Source organism: Paenibacillus sp. PAMC 26794 (genome assembly GCF_000316035.1).
Lineage (GTDB): Bacteria > Bacillota > Bacilli > Paenibacillales > Paenibacillaceae > Paenibacillus.
In genome coordinates, this window is the sequence record NZ_ANHX01000011.1 from 290,923 (window position 1) to 308,935 (window position 18,013).

At 44.3% G+C, this 18,013-nt stretch carries 16 protein-coding genes; 11 read left to right on the forward strand and 5 right to left on the reverse strand.

Features of this window, described 5'->3' with window-relative positions:
- Window positions 1-76: 76 nt before the first annotated feature.
- A complete protein-coding gene (locus tag D829_RS0106590) occupies window positions 77-577 on the reverse strand; it encodes a C40 family peptidase (RefSeq protein WP_017688067.1) in 501 nt (166 codons plus the stop codon).
- Window positions 578-873: 296 nt separating this feature from the next.
- Window positions 874-1,515 (reverse strand): thiamine diphosphokinase, encoded by a 642-nt coding sequence (locus D829_RS0106595; RefSeq protein ID WP_017688068.1) that lies wholly within the window; start codon window positions 1,513-1,515, stop codon window positions 874-876.
- A gap of 131 nt (window positions 1,516-1,646) precedes the next feature.
- Here D829_RS0106595 and D829_RS0106600 point away from each other — a divergent pair, with 131 nt between their 5' ends.
- On the forward strand, window positions 1,647-2,348 hold the full coding sequence (locus D829_RS0106600; RefSeq protein ID WP_017688069.1) for a trimeric intracellular cation channel family protein: 702 nt from the start codon (window positions 1,647-1,649) through the stop codon (window positions 2,346-2,348).
- Window position 2,349: 1 nt separating this feature from the next.
- Window positions 2,350-2,820 (forward strand): low molecular weight protein-tyrosine-phosphatase, encoded by a 471-nt coding sequence (locus D829_RS0106605; protein WP_017688070.1) that lies wholly within the window; start codon window positions 2,350-2,352, stop codon window positions 2,818-2,820.
- A 164-nt stretch (window positions 2,821-2,984) separates the two neighbouring features.
- Here the strand turns inward: D829_RS0106605 and D829_RS0106610 are convergent, their stop codons facing one another.
- A complete protein-coding gene (locus D829_RS0106610) occupies window positions 2,985-3,719 on the reverse strand; it encodes an alpha/beta hydrolase-fold protein (protein ID WP_017688071.1) in 735 nt (244 codons plus the stop codon).
- A gap of 257 nt (window positions 3,720-3,976) precedes the next feature.
- On the opposite strand from D829_RS0106610, the gene pdhA reads away from it, so the two are divergent.
- From pdhA to D829_RS0106655, 9 genes are all read left to right on the forward strand, one after another.
- Window positions 3,977-5,044 (forward strand): pyruvate dehydrogenase (acetyl-transferring) E1 component subunit alpha, encoded by a 1,068-nt coding sequence (gene pdhA, locus D829_RS0106615; RefSeq protein ID WP_017688072.1) that lies wholly within the window; start codon window positions 3,977-3,979, stop codon window positions 5,042-5,044.
- A 101-nt stretch (window positions 5,045-5,145) separates the two neighbouring features.
- Window positions 5,146-6,123, forward strand: coding sequence for an alpha-ketoacid dehydrogenase subunit beta (locus D829_RS0106620; protein WP_017688073.1), 978 nt, complete (start codon window positions 5,146-5,148; stop codon window positions 6,121-6,123).
- 176 nt (window positions 6,124-6,299) lie between these two features.
- Window positions 6,300-7,622 carry a dihydrolipoamide acetyltransferase family protein gene (locus D829_RS0106625; RefSeq protein WP_017688074.1) on the forward strand — a complete coding sequence of 441 codons (1,323 nt, stop codon included), beginning with the start codon at window positions 6,300-6,302 and terminating at the stop codon, window positions 7,620-7,622.
- Between the two features lie 3 nt (window positions 7,623-7,625).
- Window positions 7,626-9,041, forward strand: coding sequence for a dihydrolipoyl dehydrogenase (gene lpdA / locus D829_RS0106630; protein WP_017688075.1), 1,416 nt, complete (start codon window positions 7,626-7,628; stop codon window positions 9,039-9,041).
- A 303-nt stretch (window positions 9,042-9,344) separates the two neighbouring features.
- Window positions 9,345-10,139, forward strand: a complete 795-nt coding sequence (gene thyA, locus D829_RS0106635) for a thymidylate synthase (protein ID WP_017688076.1) — start codon at window positions 9,345-9,347, stop codon at window positions 10,137-10,139.
- Window positions 10,140-10,189: 50 nt separating this feature from the next.
- The gene (locus D829_RS0106640; protein WP_017688077.1) at window positions 10,190-10,678 is read left to right on the forward strand and encodes a dihydrofolate reductase; all 489 of its coding nucleotides are present in this window, start codon (window positions 10,190-10,192) and stop codon (window positions 10,676-10,678) included.
- A 615-nt stretch (window positions 10,679-11,293) separates the two neighbouring features.
- Window positions 11,294-12,781, forward strand: coding sequence for a glutamate synthase subunit beta (locus tag D829_RS0106645; RefSeq protein ID WP_017688078.1), 1,488 nt, complete (start codon window positions 11,294-11,296; stop codon window positions 12,779-12,781).
- Window positions 12,782-13,036: 255 nt separating this feature from the next.
- On the forward strand, window positions 13,037-13,504 hold the full coding sequence (locus D829_RS0106650) for a Fur family transcriptional regulator (RefSeq protein ID WP_085981439.1): 468 nt from the start codon (window positions 13,037-13,039) through the stop codon (window positions 13,502-13,504).
- Window positions 13,505-13,629: 125 nt separating this feature from the next.
- Window positions 13,630-15,969: a type IA DNA topoisomerase gene (locus D829_RS0106655; protein ID WP_017688080.1), complete on the forward strand. Its 2,340-nt coding sequence runs from the start codon at window positions 13,630-13,632 to the stop codon at window positions 15,967-15,969.
- A gap of 28 nt (window positions 15,970-15,997) precedes the next feature.
- Here D829_RS0106655 and D829_RS0106660 read toward each other — a convergent pair whose 3' ends face one another.
- Together D829_RS0106660 and D829_RS0106665 are read right to left on the reverse strand one after the other, a co-directional pair.
- Entirely contained in the window at window positions 15,998-16,762 is a 765-nt protein-coding gene (locus D829_RS0106660) for an HAD family hydrolase (protein ID WP_017688081.1), read from the reverse strand.
- Between the two features lie 49 nt (window positions 16,763-16,811).
- The gene (locus D829_RS0106665) at window positions 16,812-17,732 is read right to left on the reverse strand and encodes a helix-turn-helix domain-containing protein (RefSeq protein ID WP_017688082.1); all 921 of its coding nucleotides are present in this window, start codon (window positions 17,730-17,732) and stop codon (window positions 16,812-16,814) included.
- Window positions 17,733-18,013: the final 281 nt, after the last annotated feature.

Here is an 18,013-nt window from a genome sequence, read left to right on the forward strand (position 1 = left end):
AGTGTGGCAAAAAGAGGGTAAAAATAAAAGACCGGATAGTAACCTCCGGTCCTTACTGATTAGCTATGATGTGATTCTAAAGCACACGACGAGCTTTAACATACGTTCTTTCCCATGTACCGGAATTCAGATCCGAGATGGTTACGCCTGGAGATCCATACGTATGCAGAATCTTTCCGTCCCCTGCGTACACAGCTACATGGGTAATGTTGGAACCAGTAGAACGGCTACCGCTGGAGAAGAATACAAGGTCGCCGACACGCAGATTAGCTTTGGATACAGCTGTACCTTCTTTGGATTGGCTCACGGAAGTGCGCGGCAAGTCTACACCATACTTTTTGAAAATATATTTCATAAAAGAAGAGCAGTCAAAAACTTTGGTTGTTGATGTTGAAGCACCAAATTCATATGGAGTTCCAGTAAATTGTTTACCATAGTTAACAATCTGTTGACCTGTAGACACAGATGCGGTTGCTGCCTGTGCAACAGGGGCGTTAGTCATTAATACAGCTCCAAAACCTAGTGTAGCGCACAACCCGACGGTTACGGCCTTTTGGACAAAGATGTTTGTTTTCATATTAGTTAGTACCTCCAAAATTCGTTTTCGTTAAGTTGCTAGAGCGAGTATAACAGCTTTGTAACAGCCTAGAAATTGGATAGGGGAGTGTAATCCCTTGCGCCACAATGGTTTGGGTATGTTTATTAAAATATGATTAAAAATGTCAAAAAATTAATCATTGACGGATGAAGAATAATGATGAAATAACAAAGACCCTTGAATATCAAGGGTCTTTGTTATGTGTGAGCCTATTTTCTTAACGAAATCACTGGTTACAAAAACGTAATAAATAACTATGAAGCACTCGAATAGATTCAATCTTTGCTCTGAATAATCAGTAATAAGCCGCTATCGATAGTGACTGTACCGGAGGAGCCTAAGAGCTGGTTACTTACACCCAAGGATTGTCCCATGCGTATGGTGGCTTGATCTAGCGGATACATAAAACCATCTAGAGTTATTCCTGTAACTTCATGAGTCAAGGGGAGCAGAGAAACATATTTATATTCACGGTGCTCAACGACAGCTTTGGATGTGGTCAGTGTCATGTAATTGTGCTTGTCCTGAATGGCACAGGAGATATGATGCTGCATCGCGCGAACCATGATATGTACATTGGCGAGTGTGTGATCCATACGTGTACCTGTAGCACCTAACATTAAGATGTGAGAAGGTTCGTAATCTAGCGCTGTCTCAAAAGCCATTTCTGTATCAGTAAGATCCTTATGAACAGGGTCACATGCAATGAAACGAATGCTATTGTTGCTTACAATGATACGTTCCTCTTCAGTAATGGAGTCGAAGTCTCCAACTGCAATGTGAGGCTGAATGCCGTGTTCAATTAAAAATAATGCACCGCGATCGGCCGCGATGATCATATCATCTTCTCGTATTTCCTGAAGTAATTCTATAGATAAGTTTCCGCCTGTAAAAATAACAATCCGTTTCGCCGTCATTTTATTTCATCCTTCCTAATTCTTTCACCAAACCAGTATAATCCACAAAATGTGGTTGCACAATTTCAGTGCTCGCGGATACAATGGGTAGAGCGACATGGAGATGACTTGAAAAGTGAGGTTTGAACAGGTTGGACTTACACATTTTTGAAGTATTCAGCATTATAGGCACTATCGCATTTGCAATGTCCGGTGCCTTCGTGGCAATGGAAGAGGAGTATGACATTCTGGGTGTACTAGTGCTTGGACTTGTCACGGCATTCGGGGGCGGGATTATCCGGAATGTACTTATAGGTATACCTGTAACGACACTATGGAGTCAGGGATCACTTATTATGTTAGCCTTAGTATCTGTAGCGATTGCGTTTATATTACCTCTCAAGTGGATTAGTCACTGGAAGCGAACAGAGGCGTTGTTTGATGCAATCGGACTCGCAGCATTTGCAATTCAAGGGGCGCTGTACGCGGCCAACATGGGACATCCCATTAGCGCAGTTATCGTTGCAGCAGTAATGACCGGTATTGGTGGAGGCGTTATTCGTGATGTGCTTGCTGGACGTAAACCGCTTGTATTGCGTGACGAAATCTATGCTGTATGGGCAATGACAGCCGGTTTTGTTATAGGTATGGGTTGGTTAACAACGAATGCTGGATTATTATTTTGTTTTGCGGCCGTTGTGTTCTTCCGGATGTGTTCTGTACATTATAAATGGAAACTGCCACGGCGTTCGTTGGTGCCATCTGAGAACGGAAATGTCAGTCCTCAGCCCGAGAGCATTGTGACACAGCCAAAATCGTCGGTACTTCAAGGTACGCTAAGCAAGGGGGATTAATATGATTAATGTTTTGTTTGTATGTCTGGGCAATATATGTAGATCACCAATGGCTGAAGCCGTTTTGCGTCACAAAGTCCTGGAGAAGGGGCTTGAACACCAGATTCGTGTGGATTCTGCGGGTACAGGGGACTGGCATGTTGGTAAACCTCCGCATGAAGGGACTCGAAAATTGCTGGATTCGTACCAGATTTCTTATGCCAATATGGCAGCGAGACAATTCGCGAGCGAAGACTTTACTCAATTTGATTACATTGTGTGTATGGATAATTCGAATGCAGATAATGTGCGCAACGTTCCAGGCGGAGCTGAGGCGGACATCATCAAGTTTATGGACATGCTTCCGGAGGAAAAACTCAGAGAAGTACCTGACCCATATTACACAGGCAATTTTGAAGAGGTGTACGAGTTGGTTAACGCAGGCTGCGATGTTCTGTTGAGAAAGATTGAAGAGGAACATACTTTAACCTAGTAAATAAACATGATCTGATATGTAACTTGTAATCGGACAAAGAAGCAGGTGTGAGCACTCAAGCAAGCAGGATATCCTGCTTCTTTTTCAGATTATAATTGTAAGCGGTGTCATTGTGATTTAAAACAAAAGCGGCATTTCAGCCGCCTGTTAATGTGGTCCTTTTATCTTTCCTGGAGAAAATAAAGTAATGCTTCGGGCAATTCCTTCTGCCAAAAACCCCATTGGTGTTTTCCGTCTTTCTCCTGGTAGGAGACGAGGGCACCACGTTTCTCCAGCAATTCTCGAGTATCCCGGTTTAATTGAACAAAATTATACGTACCCGTGTCTGCCTCGAAATCAGTCTCCTGCAAACCAACGATCATCCAGATCGAGAGCCAAGACAGATCTTCAGCTGCAGCATAGATTTCTTGAGAAGCAGAGTAGAAGGCACCAGACATGCTGATGACACGTGTGAACAGATCCGGATATAACAGAGCAAGGTGAAGCGAAACACTGCCACCAAGCGAGTCTCCGGCAAGAATGCGTTCCTGCGGAGAACGGCGCACAGGATATTTCTCCTCTATATAGGGAATAATCTCTTCAGCGAAGCAAGCGGTATATGCCTTGAACCGATCTCCGAATGGGGCATATTCCTGCGTTCTCACAGACACATCGACCTGAACCCCTACAATAATGAAAGGTTCGGCTCCTTCGTCCAGAATAATTTGGTTAGCTGTTGTAGCAATTCGTCCGAAATTAAAAAATTCTTCGCCATCCTGACAATAAACGACAGGGTAGCTAAGCAATTCGTTATAGCCCGGAGGAAGGTAAATACGGAGCGTTCGCTTCTCACCGAGATAGCGACTTTCAATCTCTTCCTTCACAATCGTGCGTTTCAAATAGCGGGAATCCGTCATAAAACGTCACCTTTCTCGGTTAATTTTTTTGCATTCGACCGCGCAATACGGTAAGATTACCCTTGTGCGGGGTTAGGTCAAACACGCAATCATGTATTATGCTGTTATACCAATATTCAGCCCCTGTTATACATACAATCCGGCAGGAAACATAAAAAAAATACGGATTTCTTTGACGTATGGAGTGAAACAGGTGTATTATAATATTATAACAGCGGAACTTGATATTCAAATTTTTTGTTGAGGTGAAGAAAAAAATGAGCAAGGTTCCTTATGAAGTGTATACAGAGGATGTAGAAGCTCTGTCCGTGCTGTCTCCTGACGGCGAAATTGTTAACAAAGACATGATGCCAACACTTTCCGATGATCAATTAAAAGAAATTATGTACCGCATGGTATTTACCCGTACTTGGGATGACCGTGCAGTAAACCTGGGCCGTCAAGGTCGTCTTGGTTTCTATGCTCCAGTATCTGGTCAAGAAGCGACAATGGTTGGTAGTGAATTTGCAATTGAAAAAGAAGACTTTGTATGTCCTGGCTATCGTGACATTCCGCAACTCGTATGGCATGGACTTCCTCTTTATCAAGCATTCTTGTACTCCCGTGGACACCAACATGGTGGACAAATTCCAGATGGCGTTAATGTATTGATGCCACAAATCATCATTGGTGCACAAATTCTGCATGCAATGGGTATCGCTATGGGTTACAAATTGAAGAAACAAAAACAAGTTGTTATCACGTACACAGGTGATGGCGGTTCTTCTGAAGGTGACTTCTATGAAGGTCTGAACTACGCTGGTGTATACAAACTGCCTGTTATCTTCTTTGTACAAAACAATGGTTATGCCATCACAACTCCTTTTGCTAAGCAAACAGCAGCTCTGTCCATCGCTCACAAAGCGGTAGCAGCAGGTATCAAAGGTGTTAAAGTTGACGGTATGGACATCTTCGCTGTTATCAAAGCTGTCCAGGAAGCTGCTGAGCGTGGACGTAACGGAGAAGGCGCAACATTGATCGAAGCAGTAACTTACCGTTTCCGTCCTCACTCCCTTTCGGATGATGCTTCCAAGTATCGTACAAAAGAAGAAGAGGCAGAATGGTCTGCTAAAGATCCTATCGCACGTTTCGCTAAATATCTGGAGAAAAAAGGTCTTTGGACTGAAGAAGATACAGCACGTGTGAAAGAAGAAGCAAAAGCTAAAGTAAATGAAGAGATCAAAAAAGCGGAAAAAACCGAGAAAATGACGATTTCAGGCTTGATCGACAGCATGTTCGAACAAACGCCTAAGCACTTGGAAGAGCAAAAAGCTGATTTCCAATAAGTTTTTTCCGATAAAGCATAAACATCCGCGACTTTAATGTCCCGGTATACATGTACGAATTCAAATGTGAACTGTCAATGTTTAAGGAGGAAATGAAGCAAATGGCACAAATGAACATGAAAGAAGCAATCCGTGATGCGCTTCGCGTGGAGTTGAAACGTGATCCTAACGTTCTGCTTTTCGGTGAAGACGTAGGTAATGTAGGCGGCGTTTTCCGTGTAACGGAAGGTCTGCAAAAAGAGTTTGGCGAAGAGCGTGTATTTGATACTCCACTGGCTGAGTCCGCTATCGGTGGTTTGGCTGTAGGTCTGGGTGTACAAGGCTTCCGTCCGGTTGCTGAGATCCAATTCGTTGGTTTTATCTTCGAAGCCCTTGACCAAATGGTAGTGCAAGCTGCTCGTATGCGTTTCCGCTCTGGTGGAAAATACAATTCTCCAATCGTATTCCGTACACCATTCGGTGGCGGCGTAAAAGCGGCAGAATTGCATACAGATTCCCTGGAAGGTCTGCTCACGCAAACACCAGGTATCAAAGTAGTTGTTCCTTCTAATCCTTACGATGCAAAAGGTCTGATGATCGCTTCTATTCGCGATAACGATCCTGTATTCTTCATGGAGCACTTGAACTTGTACCATGCTTTCCGTGCAGAAGTGCCGGAAGAAGATTACGTTGTTGAATTGGGCAAAGCGAACGTTGTTCGTGAAGGTTCTGATGTTACTATCATTACTTACGGTATGATGGTTCACACTTCTGTGAAAGCAGCAGATGAACTCGAAAAACAAGGAATCAAAGTTGAAGTTATCGACCTTCGTACGGTTAGCCCGATCGATATCGATACTATCGTTGCTTCTATTAAGAAAACAAACCGTGCAATTGTTGTACAGGAAGCTCAAAAGAGCGCAGGTGTTGCAGCTGAAGTCATTGCCCAAATCAATGAAAAAGCAATCCTGCATTTGGAAGCACCGGTTCTGCGTGTAGCTGGTCCGGATACTGTATATCCTTTTGCACAAATCGAAGATTCATGGCTGCCTAACCCAGCGCGTATCGTTGCTGCGGTTAACAAAGTCGTAAATTTCTAATTTAATCATCTGACATGCCGCAAGGCGCAGTATGGTGATTCACACCGCAGCGCGAGCTGCACTGTAAACAGCCATTAGCCCCTTGAGTAACAGTTATTTGCATTAGCAGTAACAGTTGTTTCTTGGAGTTAAGGGTTGTTTTCAGGATTGAGCACATAATCAAGGAGGTTTTTCAGTTGGCTAAATTTGAATATAAATTCCCTGAACTGGGCGAAGGCCTTCACGAAGGCGAAATCATCAAGATGCACATCAAAGTCGGTGATAAAGTAACTGACGACGATATCATCATGGAAGTACAGAACGACAAAGCGGTAGTTGAAGTACCTTGTCCGGTAAACGGAACAATTACAGAAGTATTCGCTAAAGACGGTCAAATCTGTCACGTTGGCGAAGTTGTAGCCATCATTGATGCAGAAGGTGAACTTCCTGAACAAGACGACGCTCCTGCTGGCGATCAAGGCGAGCAAGAGAAAGATGCAGCTCAAGGCGGAGCTGACACAAGCGGTTCTTCTGCAGCAGCTTCCAGCTCGGATGCAGCTAAAGAGGGCGGCAACAACAGCGTTCCGGCAGTACCTGCCAAAGACGTTCTGGCAACACCAAGCGTGCGCAAATTTGCTCGCGAACAAGGTGTAGACATCTCTCAGGTTAACGGCACTGGTAACAACGGTAAAGTAACCAAAGAAGATGTTGAATCCTTCAAAAACGGTGGCGGTTCTTCCGCGGCGGCATCTTCCGAAGCTCCGACTCAAGAAGAGAAAAAATCCGCAGCACCAGCAGTGGCTGCAGCTGATCAACACGTTGAAGAAGAGCGCGTACCATTCAAAGGTATCCGTAAAGCGATCTCTAATGCAATGGTTAAATCGGCTTACACAGCACCTCACGTTACAATCATGGACGAAGTGGACGTAACTGATTTGGTTGCTTTCCGTACTCGTATGAAACCAATTGCAGAGAAAAAAGGAACAAAAGTTACTTATCTGCCATTCATCGTTAAAGCACTGGTTGCGGCTTCCCGCCAATTCCCGGCTCTGAACGCTATGATTGATGAAGAAGCTAACGAAATTGTTTACAAAAAATACTACAACATTGGTATCGCTACAGATACAGACAATGGCTTGATCGTTCCTGTTATCAAAGATGCTGATCGCAAATCCATCTGGATGATCGCTGATTCTATCCGTGATCTGGCAGCTCGTGGTCGCGAAGGTAAATTGAGCGCGAACGAAATGAGAGGAAGCACAATCTCCATCAGTAACATCGGTTCTGCTGGCGGAATGTTCTTCACTCCAATCATCAACTTCCCTGAAGTTGCTATTCTGGGAACAGGACGCATCAGCGAAAAAGCTGTTATCAAAAACGGTGAAGTAGTTGCAGCACCTGTAATGGCTCTTTCCTTGAGCTTTGACCACCGTATCATCGATGGCGCAACAGCACAAAACTTTATGAATTACATTAAACAGCTGCTCGCTAACCCTGAGCTGCTTGTTATGGAGGTGTAAGATATGGTAGTAGGCGACGCTTCTCTTGATATCGACACATTAGTAATTGGTGCAGGACCTGGTGGCTATGTAGCTGCCATCCGTGCTGCTCAATTGGGCCAAAGCGTATTGATCGTAGACAAATCCGAACTGGGCGGCGTTTGTTTGAACCGTGGATGTATCCCATCCAAAGCCCTGATCTCGGCTGCGCACCAATATGAGTCTGCACTTCACGGTGAAGCTTTTGGTATCTCTGCTGAGAACGTAAAAGTGGACTTCAGCAAAACTCAAGAATTCAAAAACGGCGTTGTTAAGAAAATGACTGGCGGCGTAGCTGGTTTGCTCAAAGGTAACAAAGTGGAAGTTTTCAACGGTGAGTGCATGTTCATTAACGAAAACGAAGCACGTGTATTCAACGATCATGAATCTCCGCGTTACCGTTTCAAAAATGCAATTATTGCAACAGGTTCCCGTCCAATCGAACTGAAACCTTTCCCGTTTGGCGGACGCATTCTGTCTTCGACAGAAGCATTGAACTTGCCTGAAGTACCAAAAAGCATGATCGTTATCGGTGGCGGATATATTGGTGCCGAGCTTGGTCAAATGTACTCTAAATTCGGTGCAAAAGTAACAATCATCGAAGGTTTGGATACAGTACTGCCAGGTTTCGATAAAGACATGACTAGCCTCGTGGCTAAAAACATGAAGAAAACAGGCATCGAAATCGTAACGGGTGCAAAAGCTGAAAGTGCTGAGCAAACGGATAAAGATGTAACTGTTAAATACTCTGTAAATGGTGAGTCCAAAGAAGTGACTGCAGATTATCTGCTTGTTACCGTTGGACGTCGTCCAAATACAGATGGTGAGCTTGGTCTGGACATGATTGGCGTAGATGTTGACGAGCGTGGATTCGTTAAAGTTGACCACCAAGGCCGTACTAGCATCCCGCAAATCTTTGCAATTGGTGATATCGTATCTGGTCTGGCTCTGGCACACAAAGCTTCTTACGAAGGTAAAGTGGCTGCTGAAGCAATCGCGGGACAACCATCTGTAGTTGATTACAAATGTATGCCAGCTGTTGTGTTCACAGATCCAGAGTGTTCCAGCGTAGGGTACACTGAAAAAGAAGCTAAAGAAAAAGGTCACAAAGTAAAAGCGGGCAAATTCCCTTATGCGGGTAACGGCCGTGCTGTATCTTTGAACCACGCTGAAGGCTTCGTGAAAATCGTAGCTGACGAAGAAAGTGGCCTTGTATTGGGTTGCCAAATCGTAGGTCTGGAAGCTTCCAACTTGATTGCTGAGCTTGGTTTGGCAATTGAAATGGGTGCTACTCTGGAAGATCTGGCTCTCACTATTCACGCTCACCCAACTTTGGGCGAAATCGTAATGGAAGCTGCGGAATTGGTTATGGGTCACCCGATCCACATCATCTCCCGTTAAGATCGTCTAAGCTTCGGATTCGTCCGGCATTATACGTATATCAGAAGAGACGAATGACGCTAACGCGTTATTCGTCTCTTTTTTCTGAGCAAGAGCCGAGAAATTTAAGATACTCGTGTATGTGATATGATGAAAATTTACACGCTCAAAAGTTTCATTGAATTGATTTTATCCAACAACTCAATTGTGGTACACTGTAGTAATGATCAGTCATGATGTGGCTCTAAGCCAATCACGGTCTATGTATTAGTATTTAAGTTAAACTTTTATACTTATGAAATAAGAGTGCGAGGGGATATCAACATGAAAAACTATCTCGATTTATTGCAGGATATTCTGAACAACGGCGCGCATAAAGGAGACCGTACAGGAACAGGAACACAATCTGTATTTGGCAGACAACTCCGTTATGATCTCTCCGAAGGATTTCCACTGGTAACAACCAAACGAATTCATCTCAAATCGGTTATTCATGAACTGTTATGGTTTTTGAGTGGCGATACCAATATATCTTATCTGAAAGAAAACGGTGTGAAGATCTGGGACGACTGGGCGGACGAAAATGGGGATCTGGGACCGGTATACGGCTCGCAGTGGCGCACATGGGAAGCACCAAACGGAGAAAAAATTGATCAGATCGCTGGGGTCATTGATTCGATCAAAAATAATCCGGATTCACGTCGTCACCTTGTCAGCGCATGGAATGTGGCTGAGATCAATAATATGAAGCTTCCACCTTGTCATTTTGCGTTTCAGTTTTACGTTGCAGAGGGTAAATTATCATGTATGCTTACGATGCGTTCCGTGGATACGTTCCTCGGATTGCCGTTTAACATCGCGAGTTATGCGCTCTTGACTCATATGATCGCCCAGCAATGTGATCTTGAGGTGGGTGATTTCGTTTGGTCTGGAGGGGATGTTCACATCTACTCCAATCACGTAGATCAGGTTAAAACTCAGCTGGAGCGTGAACCTTATGCTTTACCTAAACTGGTAATCAAACGTAAGCCGGATTCTATTTTTGATTATAAGTTTGAAGATTTCGAGTTTGAGAACTACCAGCATCATCCGGGCATTAAAGCTCCAATTGCAGTCTAATTATGTGTTCAATCTCGATAAGAGACTTGGATTGAAGGAGTGTATTACCCTTGAGTATTGAATTGGTATGGGCAATGGGGGAAAACGGTGTGATCGGATTGAATAATTCGATTCCATGGCGGTTACCCAAGGATATGGCCTTTTTCAAACAACGTACGCTGAACAAAACGATTATCATGGGACGTAATACGTGGGAATCTTTTGGCGGTAAGCCGCTTCCTCAGCGCCGTAATATCGTAGTGACAAGAGATCTGAACTACAAGGTGGAACAGGCTGAAATCGTACATACGATTGAAGAGGGTCTGGGTGTAACCAAAGGTGAGGAACTGTGCGTAATTGGGGGTTCCCAAGTGTATCGTGAGTTCCTGCCACTTGCAGATCGTCTTGTGGTGACCAAAATTCATGAGAATTTTGAGGGAGATACGTTTTTCCCTGATGTGGACTGGTCCGAATGGGAACTGATTGAACAGATTGAAGGCGAACAGGATGAAAAAAATGTTCATGCGTATACATTCGAATTTTACGAACGTAAACGGTAAATATGGCATAAGAAATTCCTGACTTCGGTCCTATTTGTATGATGAGAGGCGCTGATTACGAAATATTCGTGAACAGCGTCTTTTCTTTAGAAAAAAATGGGTCACTTGTTTAAACTGGAATACATATTACATTAATATAACATAATTAATTGATATTCATGTATATTATACATACGATTTAGCATTAAACAGTAAAAAAGTGTAAAAAATTTGAGGTTTTAACGTTGTGAAGTCCTAAAATGGGTCTGATATTCGGAATTGAGAACGATTTATAGCAAAATATGTTGGATTTGATGACAAATTATCTGACATTTACTTAATGTTTCGACCTTTTATTTCTTTAACACACACCAGATTTCGCAGTTCAAATCCACATTTAACACCATAATAAGGGTATTGACCATGGGTAGACTTGAAAGATATGATGTATAAAATACAAATAATTATGCGGATAATCCATTTAATATTCAGCACAGTAAATGCTACTATAATTGAAATATCTTCGAGAAGATTTTGTGATACAATAGACAAAAACTCAAGTAATGAGTAATCCATTTCATATAGAACCATGCACATGAAGGGATTAAGACAAGAACGGATGGGGGAAAACGTAAGATGTCTACACCTACTGGATTTATGGAATACAAACGTCAACTGCCAGCAGATCGTGAGCCAGCGGAGCGGATTAAGGATTGGGAAGAGTTTCATAAACACATGGCTGAAGAAGAGCTCAGAACACAAGGTGCACGATGCATGGATTGTGGTACCCCGTATTGCCATACAGGTATAGATATGATTGGCGGCACGTCAGGTTGCCCCGTGCATAACCTGATTCCAGAATGGAATAATCTTGTATATCGCGGACTGTGGAGAGAAGCGCTTGAGCGCCTTCACAAAACGAATAATTTCCCAGAGTTTACAGGTCGCGTCTGTCCAGCTCCTTGCGAAGGATCATGTACAGTTGGCTTAATCGGTCAGCCTGTAACCATCAAAACGATTGAAGAAGCAATTATTGAAAAAGGTTTCGAAGAAGGATGGGTCGTTCCCCAACCTCCTGAAAAACGTACGGGTAAACGTGTAGCTGTGGTAGGTTCAGGTCCAGCGGGATTAGCTACTGCGGCTCAGTTGAATAAAGCAGGACACTCGGTAACCGTATATGAGCGTTCGGACCGTGTCGGCGGATTGCTGATGTATGGCATCCCGACGATGAAATTGGATAAGAACGTAGTTCAACGTCGTGTTGATCTGCTTGAAGCAGAAGGCGTTCAATTCATCACGAATACCGAGATCGGTAAGGATATTGCAGCACAACAACTCGTAGATGATTATGATGCTGTTGTATTGTGTGGTGGTGCAACGAAGCCGCGTGAATTCAATATTGAAGGCAGCGACTTGAAAGGCGTCCATTACGCGATGGATTTCCTGAATGGTAGCATTAAGAGTTATCTGGACTCCAATCTGGAAGATGGTCAATATCTGTCAGCTAAAGATAAAGATATTATTGTCATTGGTGGCGGCGATACAGGATCTGACTGTGTTGCTACATCGCTGCGTCATGGTTGTCGTACTATTACTCAATTCGGTACGCATACACAAGCGCCTATGGAGCGTGATCGCATTAACAACCCTTGGCCGCAATTCCCGAACGTGTACACACTTGATTATGCGCAAGAGGAAGCCAAAGCGTTGTTTGGTCAAGATCCGCGTGAGTTCTCCATCATGACAACGAAATTTGTCGGAGACGATGAGGGGAACCTCAAAGAATTGCATACAGTACAGATCGAGCGTATTGTGGATGAGACTGGTCGCAAGATTTATCAGCCGATTCAAGGCACAGAGCGTGTATTCCCGGCTCAGATGGCCATGATTGCCATTGGTTTTGATGGACCGGAACAAACGTTGGTAGAGCAACTGGGACTTGCAACAGATCGTCGTACAAACGTTAAAGCACGCTACGGCAAATACAACACCAATGTGGATAAAGTATTTGCAGCAGGTGACATGCGTCGTGGTCAAAGCTTGGTTGTATGGGCGATTAATGAAGGCCGTGAGGCTGCTCGTGAAGTGGACAAATACTTGATGGGTGCTTCGGTTCTGGTGTAAAATTATAGAACAAGATATCAATGACAACCTTCGCGATCAGCGAGGGTTGTTTGCTGTTATTTTAACTAATTTGACTACATATTTCATGTAAGTGTGAGCAATATCATTGCTTTTTAAGCGATAAAGATTTATTATTATATTATAATGATTATAAATAAGGATTCACTGAAACCAACAATCAGAACGATAAAAGTAAAATTCAATGAATATAAACCGGAGGTGCGACCTGCTATGGCAAGTAACCGGGACAAGTCCATTTCAGAACAGATCTTTCACATTAAAAATCAACTGGTTGAAAAAGGATATAAATTAACACAACAACGGGAAGTTACTGTACGTGTATTGCTTGAACATGAAAAGGATCATTTTAGCGCAGAGGAAGTATTTCTCCTGGTTAAGGAGCAGTTCCCTGAGATTGGATTGGCTACCGTATACCGCACTCTCGAACTGCTGAGTGACCTTCAGGTCGTTGAAAAGATTAACTTTGGTGACGGCGCAGCGCGCTTTGATCTGCGAAGTACAGATGGTTCCCATCACCACCATCATTTGATCTGTACAGAATGTGGTAAAGTGGAAGAGATTATGGAAGATGGTCTGCTTCGTTTGGAACAACAAATCGAGCGTCAGTATGGCTTTGCTGTTACGGATCATCGTCTGGATTTCCAGGGTGTATGCAAAGAGTGCAGACAAAAGCATGTATTAAAAGAACAGGCAGTGGGATAATTCATTTCGGGAAGGTGCTCCCGAATCCAAAATCTGATATAATGAGTTTCAGAAGCAAGGGGCTTCCGTCGGCGGAATGCCCCTTTTTGCCGTCATGCGGACGGTGAAGGAGGAGAGATGGACGGATGAAGACACTGGTTATAGCGGAAAAACCCGACATGGGTCGAACCATTGCCGCCGTCATAGAACCAAAGGCCAAGAACAATCGCACGTATCTGGAGGGTGAGCATTACATCATCACATGGGCGATAGGGCATTTGCTTGGACTGGCTGAACCGGATGCCTATGATACAAAGTACAAGCGCTGGAATATAGCGGACCTGCCGATCATACCCGATCAGTTCAAGATTGTACCCAATCCTAGGACTAAAGATCAGCTTAAAATGATTGGAGAACTGGCAAAACGGGCTTCAGCGATCGTTAATGCTTGCGATGCAGGGAGAGAAGGTCAGTACATCTTCGCCCTCATACAACAGCAATTGAAGCTGCGTCAGCCTGTAAAGCGTTTATGGATATCGGATTTGACGGCAGAGAGCATTAGACGTGGTTTTGATGGTCTGAAGGATGCTTCTGAATTTGAAAATTTGACCCATGCTGCTCGCGCCAGAAGTGAAGCCGATTGGCTGATCGGCATGAATGCCTCACGGGCGTTTACAACCCGCCATAATGCATTGTTGTCTGTAGGCCGTGTACAGACGCCGGTACTCGCGCTAATCTACGATCGGGAAATAGAGATTGAAGCGTTCCAGTCACAGACCTTTTATGAAGTGGCCGCCTGGTTTCGGCAGGAAGGTGTCGAGTACCGGGGACTGCGTCAGGGAGATAAGTTGACCGATGCGGAGGCAGCAGAGGCTATTGCAGCCAGTGTGAAGGGCAAGACAGGGCATATTACCAAATACGAAGCGAAGCAGACGAAGGAGTATCCGTATCGTTTGTATGACCTGACCCTTTTACAGCGTGAAGCCAATGCCAAGTTCGGATATGGTGCCAAAAAAACACTGGATATCGCGCAGGCTTTGTATGAAAAACACAAGGTGATTTCGTATCCTCGGACGAACTCCAACTATGTTACAGAACAGAATATCGAAGGTATGCACAAAACGCTAAACCTGCTTAAAAATGGTACCTATAATGAGCTTGCGCAAGGGGCCAAGCCAGAGCTTGTTCATAAGAATAATAAAGGGGTATGTAATCCGAGCAGGGTTGAAGATCACCATGCGATCTTACCTACATTAAAGCGATCAGGTACCTTATCCAAGGATGAACAGAACATCTATGATTTGATTGTAAGGCGTTTCTTGTCTCACTTTTATCCTCCGGCGGAGTATAAGCAACATACCGTGCTCACCGAAGTGGAGAAACATCAGTTTAAGACATCTGTCAAAGAGCTACTGTCCCTCGGATGGAAAGTGGTTCTCGGTTCCGTAGATCAGGAACAGGGCGGTGCAGGCAAGAAGAAGGTCAAGAAAAACGGCAATGAAGAAGAGGAAACCGAAGAGTGGACGGACAAGGCTTTTAGTGTACAACCTGAATTGCCTGTTCAATGTACGAAGAGTGAGTTCAAGGAGAAGGCGACCCAGCCTCCCAAAAGTTATACCGAGGGGACATTGCTCAAAGCGATGGAAAGTGCAGGCAAGCAGATCGAGAATGAAGAGCTGCGAGATGCGATGAAAGACAGTGGTCTGGGTACTCCGGCTACACGTGCTGCTACGATTGAGCGTCTCAAAAACGTAGGTTACATTACGCTGCAGGGGAAGAAAATGCAGTTAACGCTCAAAGGCAGAACGGCTATCGAATTGATTCGTCGAGCAGGCGTAGATCTGTTAACCTCACCTGAGATGACTGGGCAATGGGAAAGAAGGTTATACCAGATTTCCAAAGGTGAGGCGGGTCAGGACAAGTTCATGGAGAACGTTAAGAAATTCACGTTGTCCATCATTGAGAAAGTGCGTGTGCAAGCTCCGGCGCCGGCAGATGCTTTTGGAGAAGATTCGCGTGCAGGCAGAGGGAAAGGCAAGGGAGCCAGAACCCAGGCCGGCAATACAAGGACATCTGCCAAGACAGCTAGTGGCGGTTCAACTGTAAAAACGTCCCGTCAGACTTCGGCATCTTCATCGAGAGCTGGCAGTGGGAAAAGCACGACCACCAAGGCGCCATCTTCAACTACGAGCTCATCCGGAGTGAGAGAGTTACTGGCACCTTGTCCTTCTCCCGGCTGTACAGGTCAGATTATAGAGGGCAAGAAGGGTTATGGATGCTCACGTTTCAAAGAAGGCTGTTCATTTGTGGTCTGGAAAGAGTATGCGGGTAAAAAAATCACCAGTACGATGTTAAAATCGCTGATTGAGAAGGGGAGTACCCAGGTACTATCGTTCAAACGAAAAGACGGGAGTTCGGTGAAGGCACGTATTATTTTGCAAGACGTGGTAACAGGCAAGTTATCTGGTGAGAAACAGGATGCTTGATGTTAGTCATCATAAAGTAAAAGGACCCTTATCCAAGGGTCCTTTTCTGTTGGTGCTGTTGTATGTTTTCGTGTATGACTTTTGGTACCTCTTCCAGTGCAGTGATGGTATACATCGACGTTTCCGGATTAGGCTGAAGTTCTACGATGTTGTATTGCCATTCATTCGGTTGTTTGATATATATGCTGTGAATTCCGGCTTTTACCGCAGGCATAATATCTGTGCGTAGTGAGTTGCCAATCATCCAAGTTGCACGACGATCAAACGGACCATTAGACAGAATGCCTTCCAGTGCCTCGATGTTTTTGTGTTGTCGGATATAGATCCGATCATCAAAATAAGCCGAGAGTTTCATCTGATCAATCTTCCGCTGCTGGATTACGGTTTCGCCGCCAGTATATAAGTAGAGGGAATGTCCTGCTACTTTGAGGTTCTCAAGCGTTTCGACCATATGAGGGTAGGGTTCAACCTCCTGATCGTACACACTCATACCCAACTTGCTCAGATAAGACTCTTCTCTGGGAGAGGTTAATCTGGCGAACTTGCCGGAGAAATAACGATAGGTATCAATCAGGGATTGCGGAAAATGATGACTCGCAAAACCAAGCTTGTTCACTCCGGTTACATCGATCTCCAGCTGTTTTTCCCGAATCTCTTGTGTTGTCAGAGAATGTCCATCAAACCACTCTTGCATATTCTCAAAGAATTCTCCCAGAATCAGGTTGAAGTACTTGTTGCAATATACGAGTGTATCATCAAGGTCAAACAAAATATGTTGTTTCATTATTTTCATGATCTAACTCACTCCTTGTAGCCAGTAAATCCACAATGGTTCAACTAAATTAAATGCGAATATAGGATTCCAGGAACATATTCAATTCAGATACGCCATCCGGCCGAATACTGTATTTCTCTTTACGGTTGCTTCCGAGCAGATGGGTCCGTAGCAGACCTGCGATGCGTAGCGCCATAACCTGGTCTTTGACCGTGTCTTCGTCTTTACCCAATTCTTCACACATCTCAGCGAGGGATTTGGGTTCATCCGATACGTAACGAAGCAGGCGAAGTCTTTCGGGATCAGCTAGCGCATGGGTAAAACGTAAAAGACATGTTGGTGGCTGGTCTTCGTTCTCTTCTGGTGCATCTACGGGATACTGCATGATCATCATACCCTCATAGAAGCAGTACATATTAATAGGACGATTGTGCACCGTTGGGAAGAGGATGACTTCGTTCAGTCCAGGCATCGGTTCAACAAGAACGCCCGCTGTAGCATATTCAATAAGCAGTTCAGAGCCCATTTTATCAAGCAAAATGCGTTTTTCTTCGGCATCTTCTTCCAGCCACACACGCTGATCTTCGCTCATATTCTGACAGTAGTGTTCATCCCATAGTCGCAATAATGGGACATAACTGTTCCGAATGCGCGTTGATTCTTCTATTGTAAGAGCGGGCAGAAGAGGAGAGACGCGTGCAAACAGGTCTTCCGCTGTCATTCCGGCAAGCATGTCCAGGAAATCACGATTCTCCGATGTGTCATTTTGATAGGCTGCCCATGCAAACAAAACATCAAAATCATCAAAAGGCCAAGTGGCAGCAGGTGCGAGCGCAGCTCGTACATTGGAACTTAGTGTTCCTTCCACTTCCAGGATCCATTCAGGACCAATATCCAGATGCTGAATCCATTTTTTCGTGACATAAACCAGAAAGCTGTTAAGCATTTCATATATCGGTGAAACATCAATTTTCACATGATAAGCCATAATGTTGCAGAATCCTCCCGTCACATCTAAATGTACGCAGCGACTTAAGTACTATTAGTGCGTGTTCAAAAAGTCTGGTTTCATCTTCGAAGTTGATGATGCTACTAGGCATGATTCGTAATCAAAAGTGAACTTTTTGAACATCCTCTATTATGGCTTGTTTTGCAGGGCGTTGTCCACTATAATGTTCAAGTCCGGGGCAAAGCCCCGATCTTTGAATAGCAGTTTAAAACCATATGTATAACATACAAAAGTCGTCAGCGATGGCGATTTTTCTTTGT